This window comes from Lysinibacillus sp. K60 (genome assembly GCF_019731275.1).
GTDB lineage: Bacteria > Bacillota > Bacilli > Bacillales_A > Planococcaceae > Lysinibacillus > Lysinibacillus capsici.
On record NZ_JAASJR010000001.1, the window covers coordinates 476114 to 497429 of the forward strand.

Sequence of the window (21316 nt, forward strand, 5' to 3'; positions counted from 1 at the left end):
TGCTTCACGGCTTTTATTTTGTAAACGAAAACGGAAGACGGAATTGACACCTTTTTGTCGTAATTCATTTCGCATTTGCGCAAAATCTTTGGAAAAGATAGCGACGTGACAGAGTTATTTGGTAAAATGACGTTGATTGGTTTGAAAGAGAGGGAATAACAGTGAAATTTAAGAAGTGGATAAGTGCGACGGCTGCATCACTTTTATTAGCAACTTCATTCGTAAGTACACCAGTAGCACATGCGGATGAATCAGCGACTAGAACAATAGCAGAGGAAAGCATCTATGATTTACTCGTTGACCGTTTCTTTAATGGCTCGGGCACAAACGATTTTGATACAAATACGCAGGACCCTTCGAAATTTGCGGGGGGCGATTTTACAGGTTTACAGGATAAACTGAAATTTATCGGTGAGATGGGCTATACAATTGTTTCTATTGGACCTATCTTTTCTACAGAGAAATATGATGGATCAATGCCCACAAGCTATACTACAATTGAACGTCATTTTGGAACAACGGAAGAATTTCAAAGTATTGTAGAGGCATACAAAGCTAAAAATATGTCCATTATGGTGGATTTTCCACTTACAAATGTGAGTCCAAATCATGAGTGGGCAAAGGATGCATCGAAAGCGGATTGGATTGCATCTACCAATAATGGACAAGTACAATGGGATTTGTCGAATAAGGATGTGCAAGAGGCACTTATTCAAGCAGTAACTGAATTTGTTTCTACATATGACATCGGTGGTATTCGTTTAACAAATATCGCAGGGGCTGATACAGCGTTTATCAATGCAGTAATAACTGCATTAAAAGAGACAAAAACGTCACTTTATGTGATAGCAAATGAAGAAAGTGATGCTGACTTTGATGCAACTTTCTCACCTGTAACAGCAGATATCTATCGTAATATATTTAAAAACGTGGATATGGATTCTTCAAAATTAATGGAACCCTTCACAGGAGAAAAACCGACACAAATTATGGTGGATTCACTTGAAACCCATCGTTTTACATTTGACTCTGCTAATGAAAATATGTTCCCACCTACCCGCTTAAAAATGGCGATGGGTGCTTTATTTATGCTACCAGGAATTCCTGTCGTACAATACGGGACAGAAATTGCTATGAATGGGGAAGCAAAACCAGATACACACCAGCTTTATAACTTTAAAACAGACGAAGAACTGATTGATTATATTAAAAATGTTCAATCTTTACGTAATCAATCAGCTACTTTACGTAATGGTGATTTTGAAGTCATTACAAATGAAAATGGCCTTCTTGTCTTTACACGTTCTTCTGACGAAGAAAAGTGGGTAATCATGGTTAATAATACTGGTAAAACACAACGCGTCGACTTAACACCTGAACAACTTGGTGAAGGGAAAATGCTGAACGGTATTTTACATGAGGAAAAAGTTCGCATAAATGAAAAAGAAGTTTATCCTGTTATTTTAGACCGAGAAATGGTTGAAATTTATCAAGTTCGCAATGATGAAGGCTTAAACACTCCTTATATGGTAGCTCTTGGCTTAGTATGGGTGATCTTTATTGGCTTTGTTGTCATCATCATTAAACGAGGAAAAGTTCGCCGTCAGGAGCAAGACGTCCAATAATAATAACACGACAAAAAAGCATGCCAGGAGCCATCCTAGCATGCTTTTTATTAGCCTTCAAAGCTTTTATTTGTGAAGAAAATCGCAATAGTCCCAGGTCCGACATGTGAGCCGATCGCGGAGCCTATCATGGTAATTTGCACAGCTTGAGGTGAAAAACGCTCCTGGATAGAGGCTTTTGCTTCATTCGCAAAGGCAGCGTCGTCACTATGGCTAATACCTACGATTTTATTTGAAAAGCTGCCACCACGCTCCTGCATTAAATCTAACATCCGATTAAGTGCTTTTTTTCGACCGCGCGACTTTTCAATCGGTACAAGTTTGCCATCTTCTACATTTAAAATAGGCTTAATACTAAGAAGGCCGCCTAAAAATGCACTAGCTTTTGATACACGACCACCTTTTGCAAGGTAATCTAAGTCTTCTACTGTAAATAAATGCTCGACCTGAGGTGCAAGGGTATTTATTTTAGAGGTCATATCTTCTAAGGATACTCCTATATTTCGCAGTCGTACAGCTTCTTCCACGACAAGGCCATGTCCTAGTGATGCGCATTTTGAGTCGATAATGGCTAGTTTTAAGGAAGGATATTGCTCAAGTACCTGATTGCGAATCATTTGAGCAGTACTATATGTGCCTGATAATTCTGATGAAAACGCGATATAAATACCTTCTTCATCATTTTTGGCTAGTTCCTCAAAATGCTTCAAAAAGAGCTCAGGTGACACTTGTGATGTTTTTGGCTGAGCACCTTGGCGTATTGCATCATAGATCTCTTTGGAATCAATTGAAATCACATCTTCATATTCTTTGTTGTTCAATTGCACTCGTAAAGGGAGTAGCACGACATCATTTTCTTCATAGTAAGATTTTGGTAGATCACATCCACTATCCGTAAAAATCTTCATTCTCTTGTCCCCCTAATTTCAACTTACTTTTAAAGCTTTTTAACTTTCTTCAGTAGATACTCGCTATAAATGGAAGGGGTACCACTGAATAAAGTTAAACTGGTAAAAATGGAATGTTAACTTGAACTTACTACTTAACTATGATAATTTCAAGCGATCGATGAGTATTTTTGCAATTCCATCATCATTATTCGTTGCAGTTATTTCATTTGCAATGTTTTTAAGACTTGAGATACCGTTCCCCATCGCTACACCAAGTCCAGCATATTCAATCATTTCTAAATCATTGTCTTCATCGCCAAACGCGATAATGCGCTCACGTGGGATACCTAAATCTTTTGCCACATGCGCTATGCCAACAGCTTTATTTAAGCCTCGACGCACAATTTCAATAATATGAAGAGGTGCGCCCCAGCGACGATGCTCGATGACTTCAGCATGCACTGCCTGTAAATGATCACGTATAATAACCGAATTGGCTTCATTTGCCTGAATCAGCAAACTTGTGGGATTTTCCAAGAGATGTGTGTATAAATCACCAAGTGTAATTCTTGGATTCCCCATATTAAAAATATTTAAAATACGATCGTCTTCTGTGTGGACATAAATATCATCTTTTACCTCAGCGATAATATTTTCGTATTCATAACTGTTAATAGAATCAACAACATCATGTACGACACTTAAATCAATTGGTGTGTGCATATGTTGCCAAGAGACATTTTTAGGATGATGTACATATGCGCCATTAAAATTAACAATGGGTGTAGTGAGCCCAAGTTCATGATAATAAAGATCGCTTGCACGGTATGGACGTCCCGTCGCAATCATCACTTGATGCCCTTGTTCCTTAGCCTGCAATAATGTTTTTTTTGTTTTTGCAGAAATTTGTTGTTGATCTGTTAATAAAGTTCCATCTAAGTCTAATACGATTAAATGCGGTTTCATAGCTCGTTGCCCCTTTCCTATAGTTTGAATAGTATCTCTTTGTCTTACATTCGTCAAAATTTTGTCACAGTGAAAAAAGTTTGCTAACATAAAGATGAGATAATAGTTGGGAGTGACAATAATGTTTGTAGAAAAAGAAGTGTGGGGAAATATTCCTTTATTACATATACATACAGACAAGATGAATGAAGAAACCCCAGTAGTCATTTTTTTGCATGGCTTTATGAGTGCAAAAGAACATAACTTACACTATGCATACCAATTGGTGCATAAAGGGGTGCGTGTCCTATTGCCAGATGCAAAATTTCATGGTGAGCGTAGCGAAGGCCTAACGGAAATGCAAATGAATTTAAATTTTTGGGACATTGTTTTAAATTCTATTCATGAAGTACAACAATTATATGATGAATTAAAGAATAAAAATTTATTAGCTAGTCATAAAATTGGCATAGGAGGCACTTCAATGGGTGGCATCGTGACATCAGGCTGTCTGAAACTTTATGATTGGATACAAACAGCTGCAATATGTATGGGTGCACCTGGTTTTATAAAATTGGGTGAATACCAATTGCAACAATTTGCTAGAAGCGGAGTTAACTGGCCGATGTCAGAGGAAGACGTTGAAAAAGTTAATGAAGCCCTTGCTAAATATGATGTCAGTTTCACGCCAGAAAAATTCGCGGGTCGCCCTGTATTCTTTTGGCATGGAGAATTAGATAAAACAGTTCCTTTTCACGAAACATATAAATTTTATGAATCATTACGGGAATACTATGAAGCAAACCCTGAATATTTAAAGTTCATGGTGAACAAAAGGGCTGGACATGCTGTACCACGTGACGGTATGCTAGCAGCTACAGCATGGCTTGCACAGCATTTGGCATAACAGGGTGCATCTGCTATGATAAGGTTAACACTATGATGAAAGGAGAAATACGAATGGATCAGGATATGAAAGATAGCATGTTAGGTGCTTTAGAAAACGTAATTGACCCTGAGCTTGGCATTGATATCGTCAACTTAGGTTTAGTATATGATGTGGAATTAGATGATGAAGGTGTTGCAACTGTTACGATGACACTAACATCTATGGGTTGTCCACTTGGTCCAGTCATTGTGGATCAAGTGAATACGGCGTTAGGTGAACTTCCAGAAGTGAAAAGTACAAATGTTAATATTGTATGGAATCCACCTTGGTCGAAAGATAAAATGTCACGCTATGCAAAAATGGCATTGGGCGTACGTTAAGTTAAAATGGATTATTTAAAACCCTGCTTATTGAAAAATAAGCAGGGTTTTTGCTTGTAACGAAACTAATCGATACGGCATATTTGTAATGGACAATTTTCACAGGCAATTTCATTTTTTAAAAATTGTAAATCATGAATGGTAATAAATCCTTTATCAAAAGTGATAATCTCATGTTTTTTTAAATCATTCAGCATACGATTAATCATTTCCCGACTTGTCGCACACAAATTTGCAATTTCTGTATTTGTTAGCTGAAAATCAATAAAAATCGCGTCATTTTCTACAGGTTTACCATACGTATTGGACAGTCGAATGAGCGTTGAAAATAGAGCACCTTTTTTACCGTTTAACACTAAATCGCGCAAACGACTCTGATGCTTTAAGTTTTCTGTTTGTAGCCACTTCATGTATTCCACCATAACAGTCGGCTGCTCTTCTAGTAAATGCTCCAAAGATTTACGACTCAAAACATATAACGTAGAGGGTTCTAAAACTTTGGCAGTCATCGAATTATAGACAAGATTACAAAATAACGAACCTTCTCCTATTATGTTGTCAGGGCCACAAATGCGAATGGTTAATTCCTTGCCCGTCTCGGATTCTTGGCTAATCGAAATAACACCTGATTGGATGTAATAAATTTCTTTTGCCCGCTCACCCTCTAGAAAAATTTTATTTCCTTTATTCACTTTGATAAAAACACCGTGGTTTTGAAAAAGATCTTTAATTTTTTCAAACATATTATCCATTAAAACCATATCTCCAACACATCGCTTTCTTTTTGTAATAAATGGCGATTATTACAAAAGGATAGTGGATTTCGATACTAAAACACAGAAACATATCATTATTATAACGTAAACTTCCATAATAAGTGAAAAATTTTTAGGGCGATTTCTTTGCTAAGCTTTGTCGAGTGATGTAAAATAAAGTTAGTCAAAAAAGGTCAAACTTTTTTCATATAAACAAGAGTGGGTATATAAATAATGAGAAATATGAAAATAAAGGAGTGCTAGCTATGCAATTTCAACAAACAGACAATAAAAAACCATTAGAACAATTTGGCCGCAATTTAATTGAAGAAGTAAAAAATGGCAAGATGGACCCTGTGATTGGGCGTGATGAAGAAATTCGAAATGTAATTCGTATTTTAACACGTAAAACGAAAAATAATCCTGTATTAATCGGTGAACCAGGAGTTGGTAAAACGGCGATTGTGGAAGGTTTAGCGCAGCGTATTGTAAAAGGTGATGTACCAGAAGGCTTGAAAGAATGCGTATTATATGAATTAGATATGAGTGCGTTAATCGCTGGTGCAAGTTATCGTGGACAATTTGAAGAACGCTTAAAAGGTGTGCTAAAAGAAGTAAAAGAATCAGAAGGACAAATCATTCTATTTATTGATGAAATTCATACGATCGTAGGTGCAGGGAAAACAGATGGCGCTATGGATGCAGGAAATATGCTAAAACCTATGCTAGCACGTGGTGAATTACACTGTATTGGTGCTACTACATTAGACGAATATCGTATGTACATTGAAAAGGATCCTGCCTTAGAACGTCGATTCCAGCAAGTACTAGTGCGTGAGCCATCTATAGAGGATACAGTATCCATTTTACGTGGTTTAAAAGAACGCTTTGAATTACATCATGCCGTACGTATTCATGACAGAGCAATTGTTGCGGCAGCAGAACTATCCAACCGCTATATTACAGAACGATTTTTACCTGATAAGGCCATTGATTTAATTGATGAGGCTTGTGCAATGATTCGTACAGAAATTGATTCAATGCCACAGGAGTTAGACGCAGTCACACGTCGTATTATGCAGCTTGAAATTGAGGAACAGGCATTGCGTAAGGAAAAGGACGAGGCAAGTAAAAAACGTCTGGAGCAATTACGTGAAGAATTAACAAAGTTAAAAGAATCCTCTGAGGGCATGCGTCAACAATGGGAAGCCGAAAAAGAAAAGCTACACGATATTCAGAAAAAACGTGAAACATTGGATAAATATCGTCGTGATCTAGATGAGGCAGAAAGTAAATATGATTTAAATAAAGCTGCTGAATTACGTCATGGTAAAATTCCGACACTTGAAAAAGACATTCAGGTCCTTGAAAAGGAATTAGAGAACGGTGCAGAATCTCGTATTTTACGTGAAGAGGTAACAGCAGATGAAATTGCTGCAATTGTTTCACGTTGGACAGGAATCCCTGTAACAAAATTAGTAGAGGGTGAGCGTGAAAAACTATTACGTTTAAAGGATACATTACATGAACGTGTGGTTGGACAAGATAAAGCAGTTCAATTAGTGACAGAAGCGGTATGGCGTGCACGAGCAGGTATCAAAGATCCACACCGACCTATTGGTAGCTTTTTATTTTTAGGTCCAACTGGTGTAGGTAAAACAGAACTTGCCAAGGCACTTGCTGCACAATTATTTGATTCAGAGGATCACTTTATTCGTATTGATATGAGTGAATACATGGAGAAACATAGTGTGTCTCGACTTGTTGGGGCTCCCCCAGGCTATGTGGGCTATGAGGAAGGTGGACAACTAACGGAAGCAGTTCGCCGAAATCCTTATTCTGTGGTGCTACTAGATGAGATTGAAAAAGCTCATCCTGATGTGGCGAACATTTTATTGCAAATTTTAGATGATGGGCGCATTACAGATAGTCAGGGACGAATGGTGAATTTTACAAATACAGTAGTCATTTTAACTTCGAATATCGGCTCTAGTTATTTAATGGAGGCAAAGGAAAATGATGCTGCTGTGGAGGACTTAGTCATGACAGCCCTACGACAACATTTTAAACCTGAGCTTTTAAACAGAATGGATGATATCATCTTCTTCCATGCATTATCTACTAAACATTTTACTGCGATTGCCTGGAAGTATGTGGAGCAATTGATTAAACGTGTCGCAGAGCAAGAAATTACTTTATCTGTCGAGCAAGAAGTCATTGATTGGGTAGTAGAGCAAGGGGCAGATGCCCAATTTGGAGCAAGACCATTAAAACGCTTTGTACAGCGACATATCGAAACAGCCGTTGCTAGAGAACTCTTACGCGGAGAAGTTTTACCAGGGGAGACGTTGCATGTGAAAATGCATAAGGGACAATGTGTTGTGGAAAAATAACAGAAAAAACCTGTTCGGCATGAAGCTGAACAGGTTTTTTCTAGCTGAATTAATGATGGTCTGCAGCTTCTGGTGTAGGGTCGTTTGGAATGATTGCTCCAATAATAAAGATAAGGATGGAGAATACAACAGAAACGATTGCTCCAGTTTTGAAATCAAATGGTACACCAAGTACAGAGCTGACTACGTAGTTTAACATAGAAACTAGTAGGAATGACCATATGAACGTTACGATATATTGCATTAATTTCACCTCAACCGAACTTTTTTCATCATAAGGTTTTACTCATATTCATTATCATATCATAACATAAATCAAAAAAAAATGAACCATTTATGTGAAACATGGCGATTTTGTCACAACAAATATGAGATTTAGTATTTTATGTTTGGTAATGTAAAGTATTTAGGAACAGCTCTGAAATAGGGGAATGCGCTCCTAAGCGAGTGAAAAGTGCTCCAAAAAGAAAGGACACCGCTCATACATGATGCAAAGCGCTCTGAAATGCTCCACAAAGTATGATAAAGCTCCTAAATAAGAATAACCTCATTTCATAAATTTCTTCACTTCTATAATCAAAGAACAATACCCTTAGCTGCATAAATTTTAAATCATCTTGCGTCATTCCTTTTATATGCGTTATAATTATGACCAGTTACTAATAATTGATAGTAAGAAAGCTGAGGGGTTGCTATATGAACGCTGGTATTATAGGAATAGGCAAATATGTTCCTGAGAAGGTCGTTACAAATTTTGATTTGGAAAAAATCATGGATACTTCTGATGAATGGATTCGTACTCGAACAGGCATTGAAGAACGTCATTTTGCGGCAGATGATCAGGAAACTTCAGATTTGGCAGTAGCTGCGGCAAAAGAAGCTATTGCAAATGCGGGTATTACGCCTGAGGAAATTGGTTTAATTCTTGTAGCAACTGTCACACAGGATCAAACTTTTCCAAGTGTAGCTTGTATGGTTCAGGAACAACTCGGAGCAGTGAATGCTGCAGCAATGGATCAAGCAGCAGCATGTGCAGGATTTATATATAGCTTAGTGACAGCTAAGCACTTTGTTGAGGCAAATGCTTATAAATATGTCTTAGTAGTAGGTGTTGAAAAACTGTCGAAAGTCGTTGATTGGGAAGATCGCAATACAGCTGTATTATTTGGCGATGGTGCCAGTGCAGCTATCATTGGGCAAGTCTCTGAAGGTAGAGGTATTCTATCCTTTGAACTTGGTGCAGACGGTACAGGCGGAAAGAATCTTTATTTAACGAAGCAAGATACAATTGCGATGAATGGTCGTGAAGTGTTTAAATTTGCTGTTCGACAAATGGGTGAATCAGCTGTTAATGTATTAGAGAAAGCAGGATTAACAAAAGAAGACGTTGACTTCTTAGTGCCTCATCAGGCAAATATACGTATTATGGAATCTGCACGTGAGCGTTTAGAGCTACCACCAGAAAAAATGTCAAAAACGATTCATAAATACGGAAATACTTCAGCAGCATCTATTGGTATTTCCTTGGTAGATGAGCTTGAAGCAGGTAAGATTAAAGAGGATGATTTATTAGTCCTTGTAGGTTTTGGTGGCGGCTTAACATGGGGTGCCGTAGCCATGAGATGGGGAAAATAAGTAGGAAAAATGCTTGAGGGGAGTAAGACAATGAGTAAAAGACGAGTAGTAATTACAGGAATTGGCGCAGTTACACCACTAGGAAATAGCATCGAAGAAACATGGGCAAACATTAAAGCTGGTAAATCTGGTATTGGTGAGTTGACACGCTTAAATAAAGATCTTTTTGCAGCAAAAATCGCCGCAGAAGTTAAGGACTTTGATATTGAAAAATATATTGATCGTAAAGAAGCACGTAAAATGGATCGTTTCACACAATACGCATTAGCGGCTTCTATTATGGCAATGGAAGATGCACAGTTAACAATTGATGAAGAGCTAGCTCCACGTGCAGGTGTATGGATTGGTTCTGGTATCGGTGGAATGGAAACATATGAACAACAATTTTTAACATTCCAAGAGCGTGGCGCAAGACGTGTTAGTCCTTTCTTTATTCCAATGATGATTCCTGACATGGCATCAGGCCAAGTCTCTATTCACTTTGGTGCAAAGGGGATTAATTCTTGTTCTGTAACGGCATGTGCTTCAGGCACAAACTCTATTGGTGATGCCTTTAAAGTAATTGAGCGTGGAGATGCTGATGTAATGATTTCTGGTGGGGCTGAATCACCAATTGTAACAATGGCAGTTGCAGGTTTTTGTGCCAATACAGCACTATCATTAAATCAAGATCCACAAGCAGCATGTCGCCCATTCGATAAAAACCGAGATGGCTTTATTATCGGAGAAGGAGCGGGTATTGTCATTTTAGAAGAATATGAACATGCAAAAGCTCGTGGTGCCAAAATCTATGCTGAAGTTTTAGGTTATGGTGCAACAGGGGATGCGCATCACATTACGGCTCCAGCTCCAGAGGGTGAAGGTGCAGCCCGTGCGATGACGCAAGCGTTAACAGATGGTGGTGTAGAGCCATCACAAGTTGATTATATTAATGCCCATGGTACAAGTACGCCATATAACGATTTATTCGAAACACAAGCTGTGAAGACTGCTTTTGGTGATCATGCGTATAATCTTGCGATGAGCTCAACAAAATCTATGACAGGTCACTTATTAGGAGCAGCTGGTGGTGTGGAAGCTATTTTCACAGCATTAGCCCTTAAAGAAGGGATTTTACCACCTACAATCAATTTAAAAGATCCTGATCCTGAATGTGATTTAGATTATGTTCCAAACGAAGCAAGAGAAGCAAATATTCAATATGCAATGAGTAATTCTCTTGGTTTTGGTGGTCATAATGCAAGTCTTCTATTTAAAAAATATGAAGCATAATAGATAAACATAAAAAACGTCAGCCAAATTTAAATGGCTGACGTCTTTTTTTATAGTTTTGTGAATAAATGATAAGTAAGAAGAAATAGAAAGGATGCCATTACTATGTTTCGTCTCTTTTTATTTTTAGTAAGTTATGGCTTAATGATCCTCTCTTTAGGGAATCTCATATTGTATTTAAATTACCGCACACTAGGTTATTCATGGAAGGTTGTTTTCAAATTTATTTTTCAAACAACAGAATTTTATATGGCGGTAGGAGCCTGTATCATCATCTGCGCAGTTGTGCTTGATTTGGGCTTTGATCGATCCTCAGACAAGCCGTAAGTTTAGCGACGTGCGCGACCAAGACCCATAGCATTTTCCATACGTTTTAATGTAGCACTAGCAATCGCATTCGCCTTTTCAGCACCTTCATCAAGAATGACATCTAACTCTGATGATTCTACAAGATGATAGAATTTTTCTTGAATAGGTGTTAAGTGTTCAATTACTGCTGTTGCTACACCCTGCTTGAATCCACCATAACCAATTCCCTCATATTTTTTGACTAAATCTTCAACGGCTACCCCTGAAATAGCTGATTCGATTGTCAATAAATTTGAAACACCTGGTTTATTTTCCACATCAAATGCAACGATGCCGTCAGAGTCAGTTACAGCTGATTTAATTTTTTTCTCAATGTCTTTCGCAGTATCTAATAAGCGGATTGTCGCTTTCGTATTTGGATCTGATTTACTCATTTTCTTTGTTGGCTCTTGTAAGGATTTAATGCGTGCGCCTGCTTTAGGTAATTGAATTTCTGGAATTGTTAAAACATCGCCAAAGCGTTTGTTAAAGCGTTCTGCAAGGTCACGAGTTAGCTCAATATGCTGCTTCTGATCATCGCCTACAGGGACTATATTTGTGTTATAAAGTAGAATGTCCGCGGCCATTAGCGGTGGATATGTTAAAAGAGCAGCAGATACGCTTTCCTTACCATGTGATTTATCTTTGAATTGTGTCATACGTTCTAGCTCACCGATAGACGCAACACATTGTAACATCCATCCTGCCTGAGCATGCGCTGGCACCTCTGATTGAATAAATAAGGTCGATTTTTTAGGGTCAATGCCAGTAGCAATATAGGTAGCAGCAAGCTTTCGAATACTTTCTCGTAATTCTTTAGGATCTTGTGCAACAGTGATTGCATGTTGATCAACGATACAATAAATGGCGTTCCCTTCATCCTGTAGTGCTGGGAACTGCTTGAATGCTCCTAAATAGTTCCCTAATGTTACGATACCTGTAGGCTGTACGCCAGAAAAAATAGTTGTCATTAAAAATTCCTCCTCGAATTCAATTTCTGTAACATTTGTCACAGCGTTGTCTTCACCTTTCAACTTGGTGATGAAGACAAAAAAACATCATGCGTCCTCATTAGATTTTTTCTAATGAAGGGACGAATGATGTTTGAATCCGCGGTACCACCCAGCTTGCCTAAAAAGGCCACTCAGCTTCGTAACGTGAAGGGACGAGCTTTGCTAATAGCTTCAAGTAGCGTTCACAAAGCTAACTCGGAAGTCCATTCCACATGCATCCACGATCTGTTTACAGCAACCACAGACTCTCTATACGTGAATTAGCATATGTACTACTCTTCGTCAGCGTTTTTCTCAATTTAAATTGTTCAAATTGATTTGATTGCAAAGAATTATATTATAAAGATTCCTTTGTGTAAAGTCAGACTTTTGACGGTGTTTTTTTCCTAGAAAAAATTATATGCTTTTTTTGTTATGTAATTTTGTTATAAATTTATAATTTTTTATTAAAAAATTGGCTAGATGTACACGGGAGATTGACAATTTTCTCGATTGTTTTTCTTAAATGAGAACAACCGAGATATCTGTTTAGATGTTTAAAATGCTTTAAAAATGGGAAAGGTAGTAGTAGCACATAAGTTTGAAGAAAATACACTATATTTGAAAGCTGTATAAATAGACAGAATATTTAGCGATAGGTTCAGATTTTTTTTATTGGAACTATATTCAAATACAGCGGAGTACTGTATAATGGTACTGTGTATTTTACATTACATTAATTCTAATTTAACACATTGGTTCTGGTTTATAGATAATGATTTTGAAATGAAAGGATGTGTCAGAATGATCGTAACCCTATTTACATCACCAAGTTGTACCTCTTGTCGTAAAGCGAAAGCTTGGTTAGAGGAGCACGAAATTCCATATACAGAACGTAATATATTTTCTGAACCACTTAGTATAAGTGAAATAAAAAAAATCTTACGTATGACAGAAGACGGAACTGATGAAATTATTTCCACTCGTTCTAAAATATTCCAAAAATTAAATGTTGACGTTGAAAGCTTACCATTACAACGTTTATATGAATTAATTCAGGAATATCCAGGCTTACTACGTAGACCAATCATTTTAGATGAAAAACGTCTACAGGTTGGCTACAATGAAGATGAAATTCGTCGTTTCTTACCTCGAAAAGTTCGAGCATATCAGTTACAAGAAGCACAACGAATGGTGAATTAAACCTTTCTATTCTGAATAATATATGTAATAGATGTTACAGATGTGGAATACATGTTGTGACATCTTTTTTTTATGTTTTACTTCTGTAAAACCTTCTATATGAAGTATAATAATTAATAGGGAAAAGTCATATATTTCCGTAAAAGTATGTTAAACTTGATTTAAGTTAAATAGTTTACTACAATTTCAATAATTCAAATATCTTCTGTGAAACGGTGTATATCCTTTTCATTTTATGACAGAACAGCATACAATAGAGTTAGAGACAACTGTGAACACAAAAATTCATGTTTACGGTTACTCGATGGTTTTACTGTAGTGTGGTCAAAGGTTGAAAAACAAATGCAGTATGAAGGTTAAAAACAAAGAATAAAAGCATACTAATGAAACAAACTGTTTTTCGACATATGACAGTGAAGGGAGATGAGGTCTAGTGGACATCGAACGTGTAAATGAAAATACACTCAAGCTCTTTATTACGTACAATGATATAGAGGATCGCGGCTATAGTCGTGAAGAAATTTGGTACAATCGAGCAAAGGGTGAACAACTTTTTTGGGATATGATTGATGAAGTAAACACGGAGGATTATTTTGATGTAGAGGGTCCGATTTGGATTCATATCAATGCATCTGAAGTAGGCTTAGAAATCATTGTCACACGTGCACATATTTTAAAAGACGGTGAAACATTAGATGGTCATTCGAATTTTGATGAACACAAAGATATGTTTGCACCATTCGATGAAGTTGGAGAGGATCTTCTTAGCCAACTAACTCAATTTGGTGACATGGATGAGTCAGAATTATTTATGGATACAGACATTTATGTTTATAAATTTAAAGATATTGATGAGTTAATCCCTGTCGCAAAACGAATGACAGACGAATTAGTGGATTCCTCATTATTCAAATATGAAAATTGGTACTATCTAGTTGTTGATTTTGGAAACGCAGATGAGGATTTAAATCGTCATGATAGAAATGCAGTTATCAAGGAATTTTTAACACCATCCAATTTTACAATTCATCGTCTAGAGGAGTACGGTGAAAAAATTATGGAATTCAATTGCTTTGAAACAGTTCGAAAATACTTTGCATAGGCAATGAAACACTAATTATTTTAGACTGTAGTGAAACTCGTAAATGAATCGAGTTTCGCTACAGTCCTTTTTTATGTTTTCAACATCGCAGAGTTTTAAATAAGAGCGCATTTTTAAAATTTCAAGAAAAAACTGCTTTATTTTTGTTTGTGAAAATCCATTCTATTATAGTTGACTAAAAAGGAGCTGATACTATGCTGATTGCCTATAACAATCAACAGCAATTATTTCTCCCCTATCAATATACGAGGAAAGCTTTACAGCAATATAGGCGGCACATGAAATTTTATTGTCCTCAATGTTTAGAACAAGTTCAATTGAAAATAGGTAACTATAATATTCCCCACTTTGCTCACTTCACAAAAAATCAATGTTCACAGCTATTCGCAGAAGGTGAATCTAAATTACATTTACAAGGTAAAGTGCAATTATATGAGTGGCTCCAAAAGCATGGACATCAGGTGGAACTAGAACCATATTTAAAGGAGCTTTCTCAGCGCCCAGATTTGCTTGTTACACGCGATAAGGAGCAGTTTGCAGTTGAATTTCAATGTAGTACAATCTCTCATGAAAAATGGCACCAACGAACAATGGGCTATGAAAGAAACGATATACAAGCAATTTGGCTTTTTCAAACTCCCCAAAGCAAAGACGCCGTCAATGGCATCAGAAAAATTAGAATCTCTCCACTGCTGCAAAAAGCGTTTATAACAACAACGGATTTACCATATTTACTGGCGTACAACGCGGTGACAGCCCAATTTATTTATTGGACGAATCTTCTTCATGTTCACGGGCATACTTTCATAGGTAAAGTACAGAAAATTCCGATCGATCAACAACATTTTCCTTTTTATAGACCTCAACGTATTACTCAAGAAGAATTTCAACGCTATTGGCAGCTCTATAAACAGACTTGTAGGCAATTTGCGTTTAATCGTCTTTTACATAGCAAGAAGGGAGTACAAGATCCATTTTTACGTAATTGCTATGAATTAAATCTTTCTCTTACTGCTCTGCCACCATACATTGGAATTCCAGTGAAAGAAGGAGCAGCTATCCCTTTGTTTACGAGCGAATGGCAAATACTGCTGTTTTATTTTAGTAAACAATTAGGACGTCTTCCATTTGAATTAACAAAGGGGCAGATGGAAAACTTTTTATGCAAGTATCAGCTAGAAGTAACCGAACAAGCACTAAGAGCTATTCAAAATTATGGGTATCTTCTTAAGCGTATGCAACATGAGGATGGTTTACTAGATAATTGTGAGCAAGTCTATGTACATTTATTTGCAATTGCCACAATATACTGAGAAAATATGAGAGTAAAAGGAAAAAAGCACATATAAAGGGGGCTGGCATATATGGCTAGTAACAGTAATCAGGTTTTGGTTAGAAAAGAAGTACCAGAAGAATTAACATGGCGCTTAGAAGACATCTTTGCAACAGATGCAGCTTGGGAAGAGGAATTGAAGGAGGTTGCAGAGCTTGCTAAACAAGCACCTAGCTATGCAGGTACTTTAAATAATGGGGCAGAGGCATTATTAGCAGCTTTGCAGTATCATGATCATATATATGAACGTGCAATGAAGCTCTACACATATGCTCATATGCGCTATGATCAAGATACGACAAATAGCTTTTATCAAGATATGAACAGCCGTATTCAAACATTGGCAACGAGTATCTCAGCTGGCCTTTCCTATTTAACGCCAGAAATTCTGACATTAAGTGAAGAAACGATTGAACGCTACTTAACAGAAAATCAAGACCTACAACTATATAAACAATCTTTAAAAGAAATTACAATGGCACGTCCACATGTATTACCAGCCGAACAGGAGGCATTGCTAGCGCAAATGTCTGAGGTGACAGGTACAGCTTCGAATACATTCAGCATGTTAAACAATGCCGATATGGTATTCCCTCATGTGAAAAATGAAGAGGGAGAAGAGGTACAACTTACGCATGGTAATTATATAAAGTTTTTAGAGAGCAAGGATCGCTCTGTACGTGAAGGCGCATTTAAAGCGATGTACGAAACGTATGGCAAGTTTAAAAATACGTTCTCGGCTACGCTAACTGGTAATGTGAAGAAGCATAATGTAAGTGCTCGAATTCGTCATTATGATTCTGCACGTCACGCTGCCATGTCTAATAACTTCATTCCTGAAAATGTTTATGATCAGCTGGTGGAAACAATTCATAAGCACTTACCAGCTATGCAACGTTATATTTCGTTGCGTAAGAAATTATTGGGTGTAGATGAATTGCATATGTGGGACTTATTTGCGCCACTAGTTAAAGAGGTGGAAATGAAGGTCTCTTATGATGAAGCGAAAGATATTTTAGTAAAAGCTTTAGCTCCATTAGGGGAGGAATATCAAAGCATCGTTCAAAATGGACTGGATAACCGTTGGGTCGATGTTTTAGAAAATAAAGGGAAGCGTAGTGGAGCCTATTCTTCAGGCGCCTATGGTACAAATCCTTATATTTTAATGAATTGGCAGGACAATGTGAACAATCTATTTACATTAGCACATGAATTTGGCCATAGTGTTCATAGTTATTATTCACGCAACAACCAGCCATTTGTTTATGGAGACTATTCTATTTTTGTGGCAGAGGTCGCTTCTACTTGCAATGAAGAGTTATTAAATGACTATTTACTGAAAACAATTGATGATCCACAACAAAAAATATACTTATTAAACCATTGGCTAGATGGCTTCAGAAGTACTGTATTTAGACAAACAATGTTTGCGGAGTTCGAACATCTTATTCATCAAATGGATAAGAATGGTGAATCCTTGACAGCAGATCGTTTAACAGAAGTTTACTATGAATTAAACAAAAAGTACTTCGGTGATGATATGGTGGTAGATGAGGAAATCGGCTTAGAATGGGCTCGTATTCCACACTTCTACTATAATTACTATGTTTATCAGTATGCGACTGGTAAATCAGCCGCTACAGCATTAAGTAAACAAATATTAGAGGAGGGTGCACCAGCTGTAGAACGTTATATTAATAACTTCTTAAAAGCGGGATGCTCTGATTTCCCTATTGAGGTATTAAAGGCAGCAGGCGTTGATATGAACGTAGCTAAGCCAATTGAAGATGCTTGTAAAGTATTTGAAGAACGTTTAAATGAATTAGAAAAATTATTGTTAAATAACTAATTAATTGGGCTATAGGAATGTTCCTATAGCCCAATTCTTTTTATAAACACCATAAATTGAAAGGGAAGAATAATGTTTTTTTTTGATTTCTAAATAGTTTAAAAGTGTGTATCTTGGAAAAATACTGTTTGTAATCGCTTTCTATTTGACAAATTTGTGAATCTAGTATTGGTTTCATTGCTAAATATATTATTCCATGATAGAGTAATTCTTGTGAAATAAATCACAAAACAAACATACACCCCTTTGTTTGAACGTGAACATTTCTCCCATCCCCTTTGTGAAAAAGAAGCGTCTCTATCGGTCGAGGATAGAGGCGCTTCTTTGTATTTTGCGTTATCTTGAAAAAGGGACTCCATCATGATGATTGGAGTCCCTTTTATTTTATTATTTAAGACGCCATAACGTAGCGTGAGTAGTCTGGATTCGTTCGATCTTTTGTTGCAGCATACGTTTCTTGAGTTCACGCTCTGCTGCTTGCTCTGTTAATGAATAGATAAAAGCTATTTCATTTGTAGAAAGAGTATGGAATTTAGAAAATAAGTCCTCTATTGATGGTAAAGGCTGACGGACAAGCTGTTCGCTCAGCATTTCTTGTAAAATATGTTCATAAACTTCATAGGAATAGCTACCACTAACTTTTAGTCCCTCATCTTCAATACATTCATTGAAAAATACGATACTTGGTACTTCTTCTACTTCCATTTCGCGTTTAATATATAAATCGCATTGGAAAGCACGTGCTGCCTCCTTTGAACCAAAGTCAACAGTAAACTCATTCATATCGAGTTGAACATCCTCAGCTATTTTTAAAAGCGTTGCATAGGAGTTTACATCTTGATGACTTAATAATACGTATTCTTGTAGTTTCGATAAATAACGTGCACCTGCACGTTTCCCCTGTAATTCAGCTGCTTTAATAGCGATAGAAGGTAAAACAGGATGATTTATATCAAGTTCGATTCCTGAAATACAGCCTTTGACACGTTTACTTAAGCAATTTAAAGAAGTAAGTTCTGTACTTAAAACAAAGCGCCATGTGAAGTAATGGTTGTATTCAAGCTGTAATTTACGAAGAGTTGCTTGCATACTGAAAGCTTCAGGGCAAAGTGGATCTACGAAAATATACAATTCAATTGGCTTGTTTGCAGTAGAAATCGTTGGCGTTGGCTCTTGCAACATTTGAATATTATTCACGTAACAATTCCCCCTCATCGTCATTTGGCGTATTAACCATGTGATGAGCTGTTAATACTAAACGTTGATAATAAGTTTCACGGAACTTCCCTTCCAAACCTACCTCATCCATTGCTTCTGACATACACTCTAGCCAAGCTTGAGCGCGGTCAGGTGTAATAGGAAAATTCATGTGACGTGCACGCATCATCGGATGACCATGCTCCTCAGTAAAAAGATTTGGTCCCCCTAAATACTGTGTTTGAAATTGAATTTGTTTACGGGCTGTTTCTGTTAAATCCTTTGGAAAGATTGGAATAAGATCAGGATGCTGAGCAACTCTTTTATAGAACGCATGAATGAGTTCTGACAGTTTTTCAGCTCCCAGCTCCTCATAAGGAACAGTGTATTTTCGACTCATAAGTTATATGCTCCTTTAATTCTTTATATCGTAAAGTACCATATTGTATACTTCATCCTCATCAAATTGTGAAATTCTTGTGACTACCTTCATTCTATCAACGTCTTTTCGTTAACACAAACAAAGAGCTCTTTCGAATTGCTGTTCGCTACAAAAGCACAAATTTCACCACTATGGGTGAAATTTGTTGGAAGTGACATAGATAACAAGAAAGATGCGATTACACTGTAAAGTAATTCATCACTTTTTTGACATAATTCTGTGTTTCTTTGAAAGGAGGGATCCCTCCATATTTTGTAACACGAGATGCGCCAGCATTATAAGCTGCTAATGCTAGTGTAGGGTCATTATTAAACTTATCGAGCATTTGACGCAAATATTTTGCACCAGCCATAATATTCTGCTCTGGATCAAAAGCGTTAGTCACACCCAAATATTGTGCTGTTTTGGGCATGAGTTGCATTAAACCTTGCGCCCCCGCATGGCTTACTACAGTTGGATTAAAATTAGATTCTTGTTTAATAACTGCTGCGATAAGCTTCGCGGGTATCTGATAAGTAGCGGCCGCTTTTTCAATAATGGCAGTATACTCATTTGATCCTGCTAGTGAATTGGCATATGCTGTAGAGCCTATTACATCGTCTGAAACATAGGAATCAAGTTTGTTAGTAGCATATGTGTTTGCTAAAGCTTGTTTGACTGATTCAGGTATAAACACAGCATTAGAGCCTTTGTAAAGTAATGATTCTAATGGACTTTGCTCCAAAGTAGCCAATTCATTGATGAAATTTGAATTATTTGCTGTTCCTGTAGCAAGCAAGCTTGATAATTTAGCATTACTTGCTGTCGAAGTTTCTCCTAATAATTCGTTAATCATGTCAGAAAAAATAGACTCATTGTCTGTGGGTGAACTTTCGCTAGATCCAAGTGTTTGCAAAGCTCGAATTTCTAGTAAAGATTTGAATGATTGAATATCCAAGGAGTCAGACACCTTCCTTTTTCTACTTTTATAAATTTTGTGCTTTTAGTGCCTTCATAAAACGAGCAATTTTTTTATCAGTTGGTTGCTTATCAATACCATATTGTTGTAAAAATTCGTCGAAAATTATATTTCCTTTTATTGCATCTTTTGCTTCATATTCTACCTCATAATCGTCGCACTGCAAATAGAAAGAATGATCAAAAACAAGAAGTCCCTCTTTGTAGGGAATTTCGACACGATCTGTAGTGAGAGTACCAAATACATGCAATTGTTCTAAAGGAATGTTATGAAGAGCTAATCTTTTACTTACCTCTTGAGCATAAAATCCCTTGCCATCTAACATTTGTTGCGCCTCTATTGCTGTTATTTCATCCGTCGTTTCAAGGTGAGCATGCTCAGTGTTTTTTTCTTTGAGCGTACATTCGTAATAATCACCAATTTGTCTAATACGAAGCCCACTTTGTAGTTTGCGAATAGCTTGATTAGGTGTGTCAAAATAATGATTTGCTTGACGATGAATAGCATTTTGGCTAATGTGGAACTCTTGTAATAATTCCTCGTATTGCTGTTTTGTTAATAGATTTTTAAATTCAATCTCAATTTCTTGTGTCATTTATAGTCACCTATTTATTTTTTATTTTTCATCCGTTGTTTCGCTCGAATTAATATTTACACACTGCAACTATTTACCCTGTGTGCTAAAATAAGAGGAAGAGTACAACGAAAAGGGGAACCGCATGTGCGTAAAATTTATACAATAGATACATCGAATTTTGAACAGGATCAACTTCATTTTAGTTTAAACGACAATGAAGTAAATTTACAGTTAAAACCTGCTGGACAACTCATTGCAGATTCAGATGATTTTGCATTCATTTATTTACTTGATGCAGGTGAAGACTATCATTACTTGCGTTTTCCACCGAGTAGTTGGGAGAATCTTGTACATATTTTACAAAAAGGGAAAAATCCACTGCTACGAATAGGTGAAGAAGTGATCGAACTGACAAATTTCTACGAGGAATTAGAAATGCTCGTGTATAATATTGAAGGAAATTACAATTATGGGGCAGAATTTGTCCAAGCAGTGGAACAACACTTCAAGGCTATTCTCGCTGAATAGAAA

Annotated in this window: 21 protein-coding genes and 1 other annotated feature; of the genes, 12 read left to right on the forward strand and 9 right to left on the reverse strand. The window is 36.9% G+C overall.

Annotated features, from left to right (window positions below; all coding sequences use genetic code 11):
* Positions 1 to 161: 161 nt before the first annotated feature.
* Positions 162 to 1625 carry an alpha-amylase family glycosyl hydrolase gene (locus HCH28_RS02345; RefSeq protein ID WP_221679498.1) on the forward strand — a complete coding sequence of 488 codons (1464 nt, stop codon included), beginning with the start codon at positions 162 to 164 and terminating at the stop codon, positions 1623 to 1625.
* 50 nt (positions 1626 to 1675) lie between these two features.
* Here HCH28_RS02345 and HCH28_RS02350 read toward each other — a convergent pair whose 3' ends face one another.
* Entirely contained in the window at positions 1676 to 2533 is an 858-nt protein-coding gene (locus HCH28_RS02350) for a DegV family protein (RefSeq protein WP_221679501.1), read from the reverse strand.
* A 138-nt stretch (positions 2534 to 2671) separates the two neighbouring features.
* Positions 2672 to 3481: a Cof-type HAD-IIB family hydrolase gene (locus HCH28_RS02355; protein WP_205441354.1), complete on the reverse strand. Its 810-nt coding sequence runs from the start codon at positions 3479 to 3481 to the stop codon at positions 2672 to 2674.
* A gap of 121 nt (positions 3482 to 3602) precedes the next feature.
* On the opposite strand from HCH28_RS02355, the gene HCH28_RS02360 reads away from it, so the two are divergent.
* A complete protein-coding gene (locus tag HCH28_RS02360) occupies positions 3603 to 4367 on the forward strand; it encodes a prolyl oligopeptidase family serine peptidase (protein ID WP_221679505.1) in 765 nt (254 codons plus the stop codon).
* Positions 4368 to 4420: 53 nt separating this feature from the next.
* Positions 4421 to 4729: a metal-sulfur cluster assembly factor gene (locus HCH28_RS02365; protein WP_004227477.1), complete on the forward strand. Its 309-nt coding sequence runs from the start codon at positions 4421 to 4423 to the stop codon at positions 4727 to 4729.
* Between the two features lie 65 nt (positions 4730 to 4794).
* On the opposite strand, the gene HCH28_RS02370 is transcribed toward HCH28_RS02365, so the two are convergent.
* Positions 4795 to 5481 (reverse strand): Crp/Fnr family transcriptional regulator, encoded by a 687-nt coding sequence (locus tag HCH28_RS02370; protein ID WP_004227475.1) that lies wholly within the window; start codon positions 5479 to 5481, stop codon positions 4795 to 4797.
* Positions 5482 to 5750: 269 nt separating this feature from the next.
* Between HCH28_RS02370 and HCH28_RS02375 the strand changes: the two genes are divergently transcribed.
* The gene (locus tag HCH28_RS02375; protein ID WP_221679508.1) at positions 5751 to 7877 is read left to right on the forward strand and encodes an ATP-dependent Clp protease ATP-binding subunit; all 2127 of its coding nucleotides are present in this window, start codon (positions 5751 to 5753) and stop codon (positions 7875 to 7877) included.
* A 49-nt stretch (positions 7878 to 7926) separates the two neighbouring features.
* On the opposite strand, the gene HCH28_RS02380 is transcribed toward HCH28_RS02375, so the two are convergent.
* Positions 7927 to 8121, reverse strand: coding sequence for a YjzD family protein (locus HCH28_RS02380; RefSeq protein WP_004227469.1), 195 nt, complete (start codon positions 8119 to 8121; stop codon positions 7927 to 7929).
* A 452-nt stretch (positions 8122 to 8573) separates the two neighbouring features.
* Here HCH28_RS02380 and HCH28_RS02385 point away from each other — a divergent pair, with 452 nt between their 5' ends.
* The 3 genes from HCH28_RS02385 (at position 8574) to HCH28_RS02395 (ending at position 11111) form a co-directional block, all read left to right on the forward strand.
* On the forward strand, positions 8574 to 9512 hold the full coding sequence (locus tag HCH28_RS02385) for a beta-ketoacyl-ACP synthase III (protein ID WP_221679511.1): 939 nt from the start codon (positions 8574 to 8576) through the stop codon (positions 9510 to 9512).
* 30 nt (positions 9513 to 9542) lie between these two features.
* Positions 9543 to 10784 (forward strand): beta-ketoacyl-ACP synthase II, encoded by a 1242-nt coding sequence (gene fabF / locus HCH28_RS02390; RefSeq protein ID WP_048392031.1) that lies wholly within the window; start codon positions 9543 to 9545, stop codon positions 10782 to 10784.
* Positions 10785 to 10889: 105 nt separating this feature from the next.
* A complete protein-coding gene (locus HCH28_RS02395) occupies positions 10890 to 11111 on the forward strand; it encodes a YuzI family membrane protein (RefSeq protein WP_004227464.1) in 222 nt (73 codons plus the stop codon).
* 2 nt (positions 11112 to 11113) lie between these two features.
* Here HCH28_RS02395 and trpS read toward each other — a convergent pair whose 3' ends face one another.
* Positions 11114 to 12103 (reverse strand): tryptophan--tRNA ligase, encoded by a 990-nt coding sequence (gene trpS / locus HCH28_RS02400; RefSeq protein WP_221679514.1) that lies wholly within the window; start codon positions 12101 to 12103, stop codon positions 11114 to 11116.
* A gap of 115 nt (positions 12104 to 12218) precedes the next feature.
* Positions 12219 to 12440: a binding site (T-box leader), on the reverse strand.
* A gap of 491 nt (positions 12441 to 12931) precedes the next feature.
* Between trpS and spxA the strand changes: the two genes are divergently transcribed.
* From spxA to pepF, 4 genes are all read left to right on the forward strand, one after another.
* A complete protein-coding gene (gene spxA / locus HCH28_RS02405) occupies positions 12932 to 13327 on the forward strand; it encodes a transcriptional regulator SpxA (protein ID WP_025116803.1) in 396 nt (131 codons plus the stop codon).
* Between the two features lie 433 nt (positions 13328 to 13760).
* On the forward strand, positions 13761 to 14429 hold the full coding sequence (gene mecA, locus HCH28_RS02410; protein ID WP_004227456.1) for an adaptor protein MecA: 669 nt from the start codon (positions 13761 to 13763) through the stop codon (positions 14427 to 14429).
* Between the two features lie 194 nt (positions 14430 to 14623).
* Positions 14624 to 15742, forward strand: a complete 1119-nt coding sequence (locus HCH28_RS02415; protein WP_221679516.1) for a competence protein CoiA — start codon at positions 14624 to 14626, stop codon at positions 15740 to 15742.
* A gap of 51 nt (positions 15743 to 15793) precedes the next feature.
* A complete protein-coding gene (pepF, locus tag HCH28_RS02420) occupies positions 15794 to 17611 on the forward strand; it encodes an oligoendopeptidase F (protein ID WP_221679518.1) in 1818 nt (605 codons plus the stop codon).
* 387 nt (positions 17612 to 17998) lie between these two features.
* Here pepF and HCH28_RS02425 read toward each other — a convergent pair whose 3' ends face one another.
* The 4 genes from HCH28_RS02425 to HCH28_RS02440 all read right to left on the reverse strand — a co-directional run bounded on the left by HCH28_RS02425 (position 17999) and on the right by HCH28_RS02440 (position 20803).
* Complete coding sequence (locus tag HCH28_RS02425) at positions 17999 to 18808, reverse strand: DsbA family protein (protein ID WP_221679521.1); 810 nt, start codon at positions 18806 to 18808, stop codon at positions 17999 to 18001.
* On the reverse strand, positions 18801 to 19208 hold the full coding sequence (locus HCH28_RS02430) for a globin domain-containing protein (protein WP_004227447.1): 408 nt from the start codon (positions 19206 to 19208) through the stop codon (positions 18801 to 18803). Before HCH28_RS02430 ends, HCH28_RS02425 begins: the two co-directional genes overlap by 8 nt.
* A gap of 220 nt (positions 19209 to 19428) precedes the next feature.
* Positions 19429 to 20187 (reverse strand): lytic transglycosylase domain-containing protein, encoded by a 759-nt coding sequence (locus tag HCH28_RS25295; RefSeq protein ID WP_221679523.1) that lies wholly within the window; start codon positions 20185 to 20187, stop codon positions 19429 to 19431.
* A gap of 28 nt (positions 20188 to 20215) precedes the next feature.
* On the reverse strand, positions 20216 to 20803 hold the full coding sequence (locus HCH28_RS02440) for a CYTH domain-containing protein (protein WP_221679525.1): 588 nt from the start codon (positions 20801 to 20803) through the stop codon (positions 20216 to 20218).
* Between the two features lie 126 nt (positions 20804 to 20929).
* On the opposite strand from HCH28_RS02440, the gene HCH28_RS02445 reads away from it, so the two are divergent.
* Positions 20930 to 21313, forward strand: a complete 384-nt coding sequence (locus tag HCH28_RS02445) for a UPF0738 family protein (protein WP_004227440.1) — start codon at positions 20930 to 20932, stop codon at positions 21311 to 21313.
* Positions 21314 to 21316 lie beyond the last annotated feature (3 nt).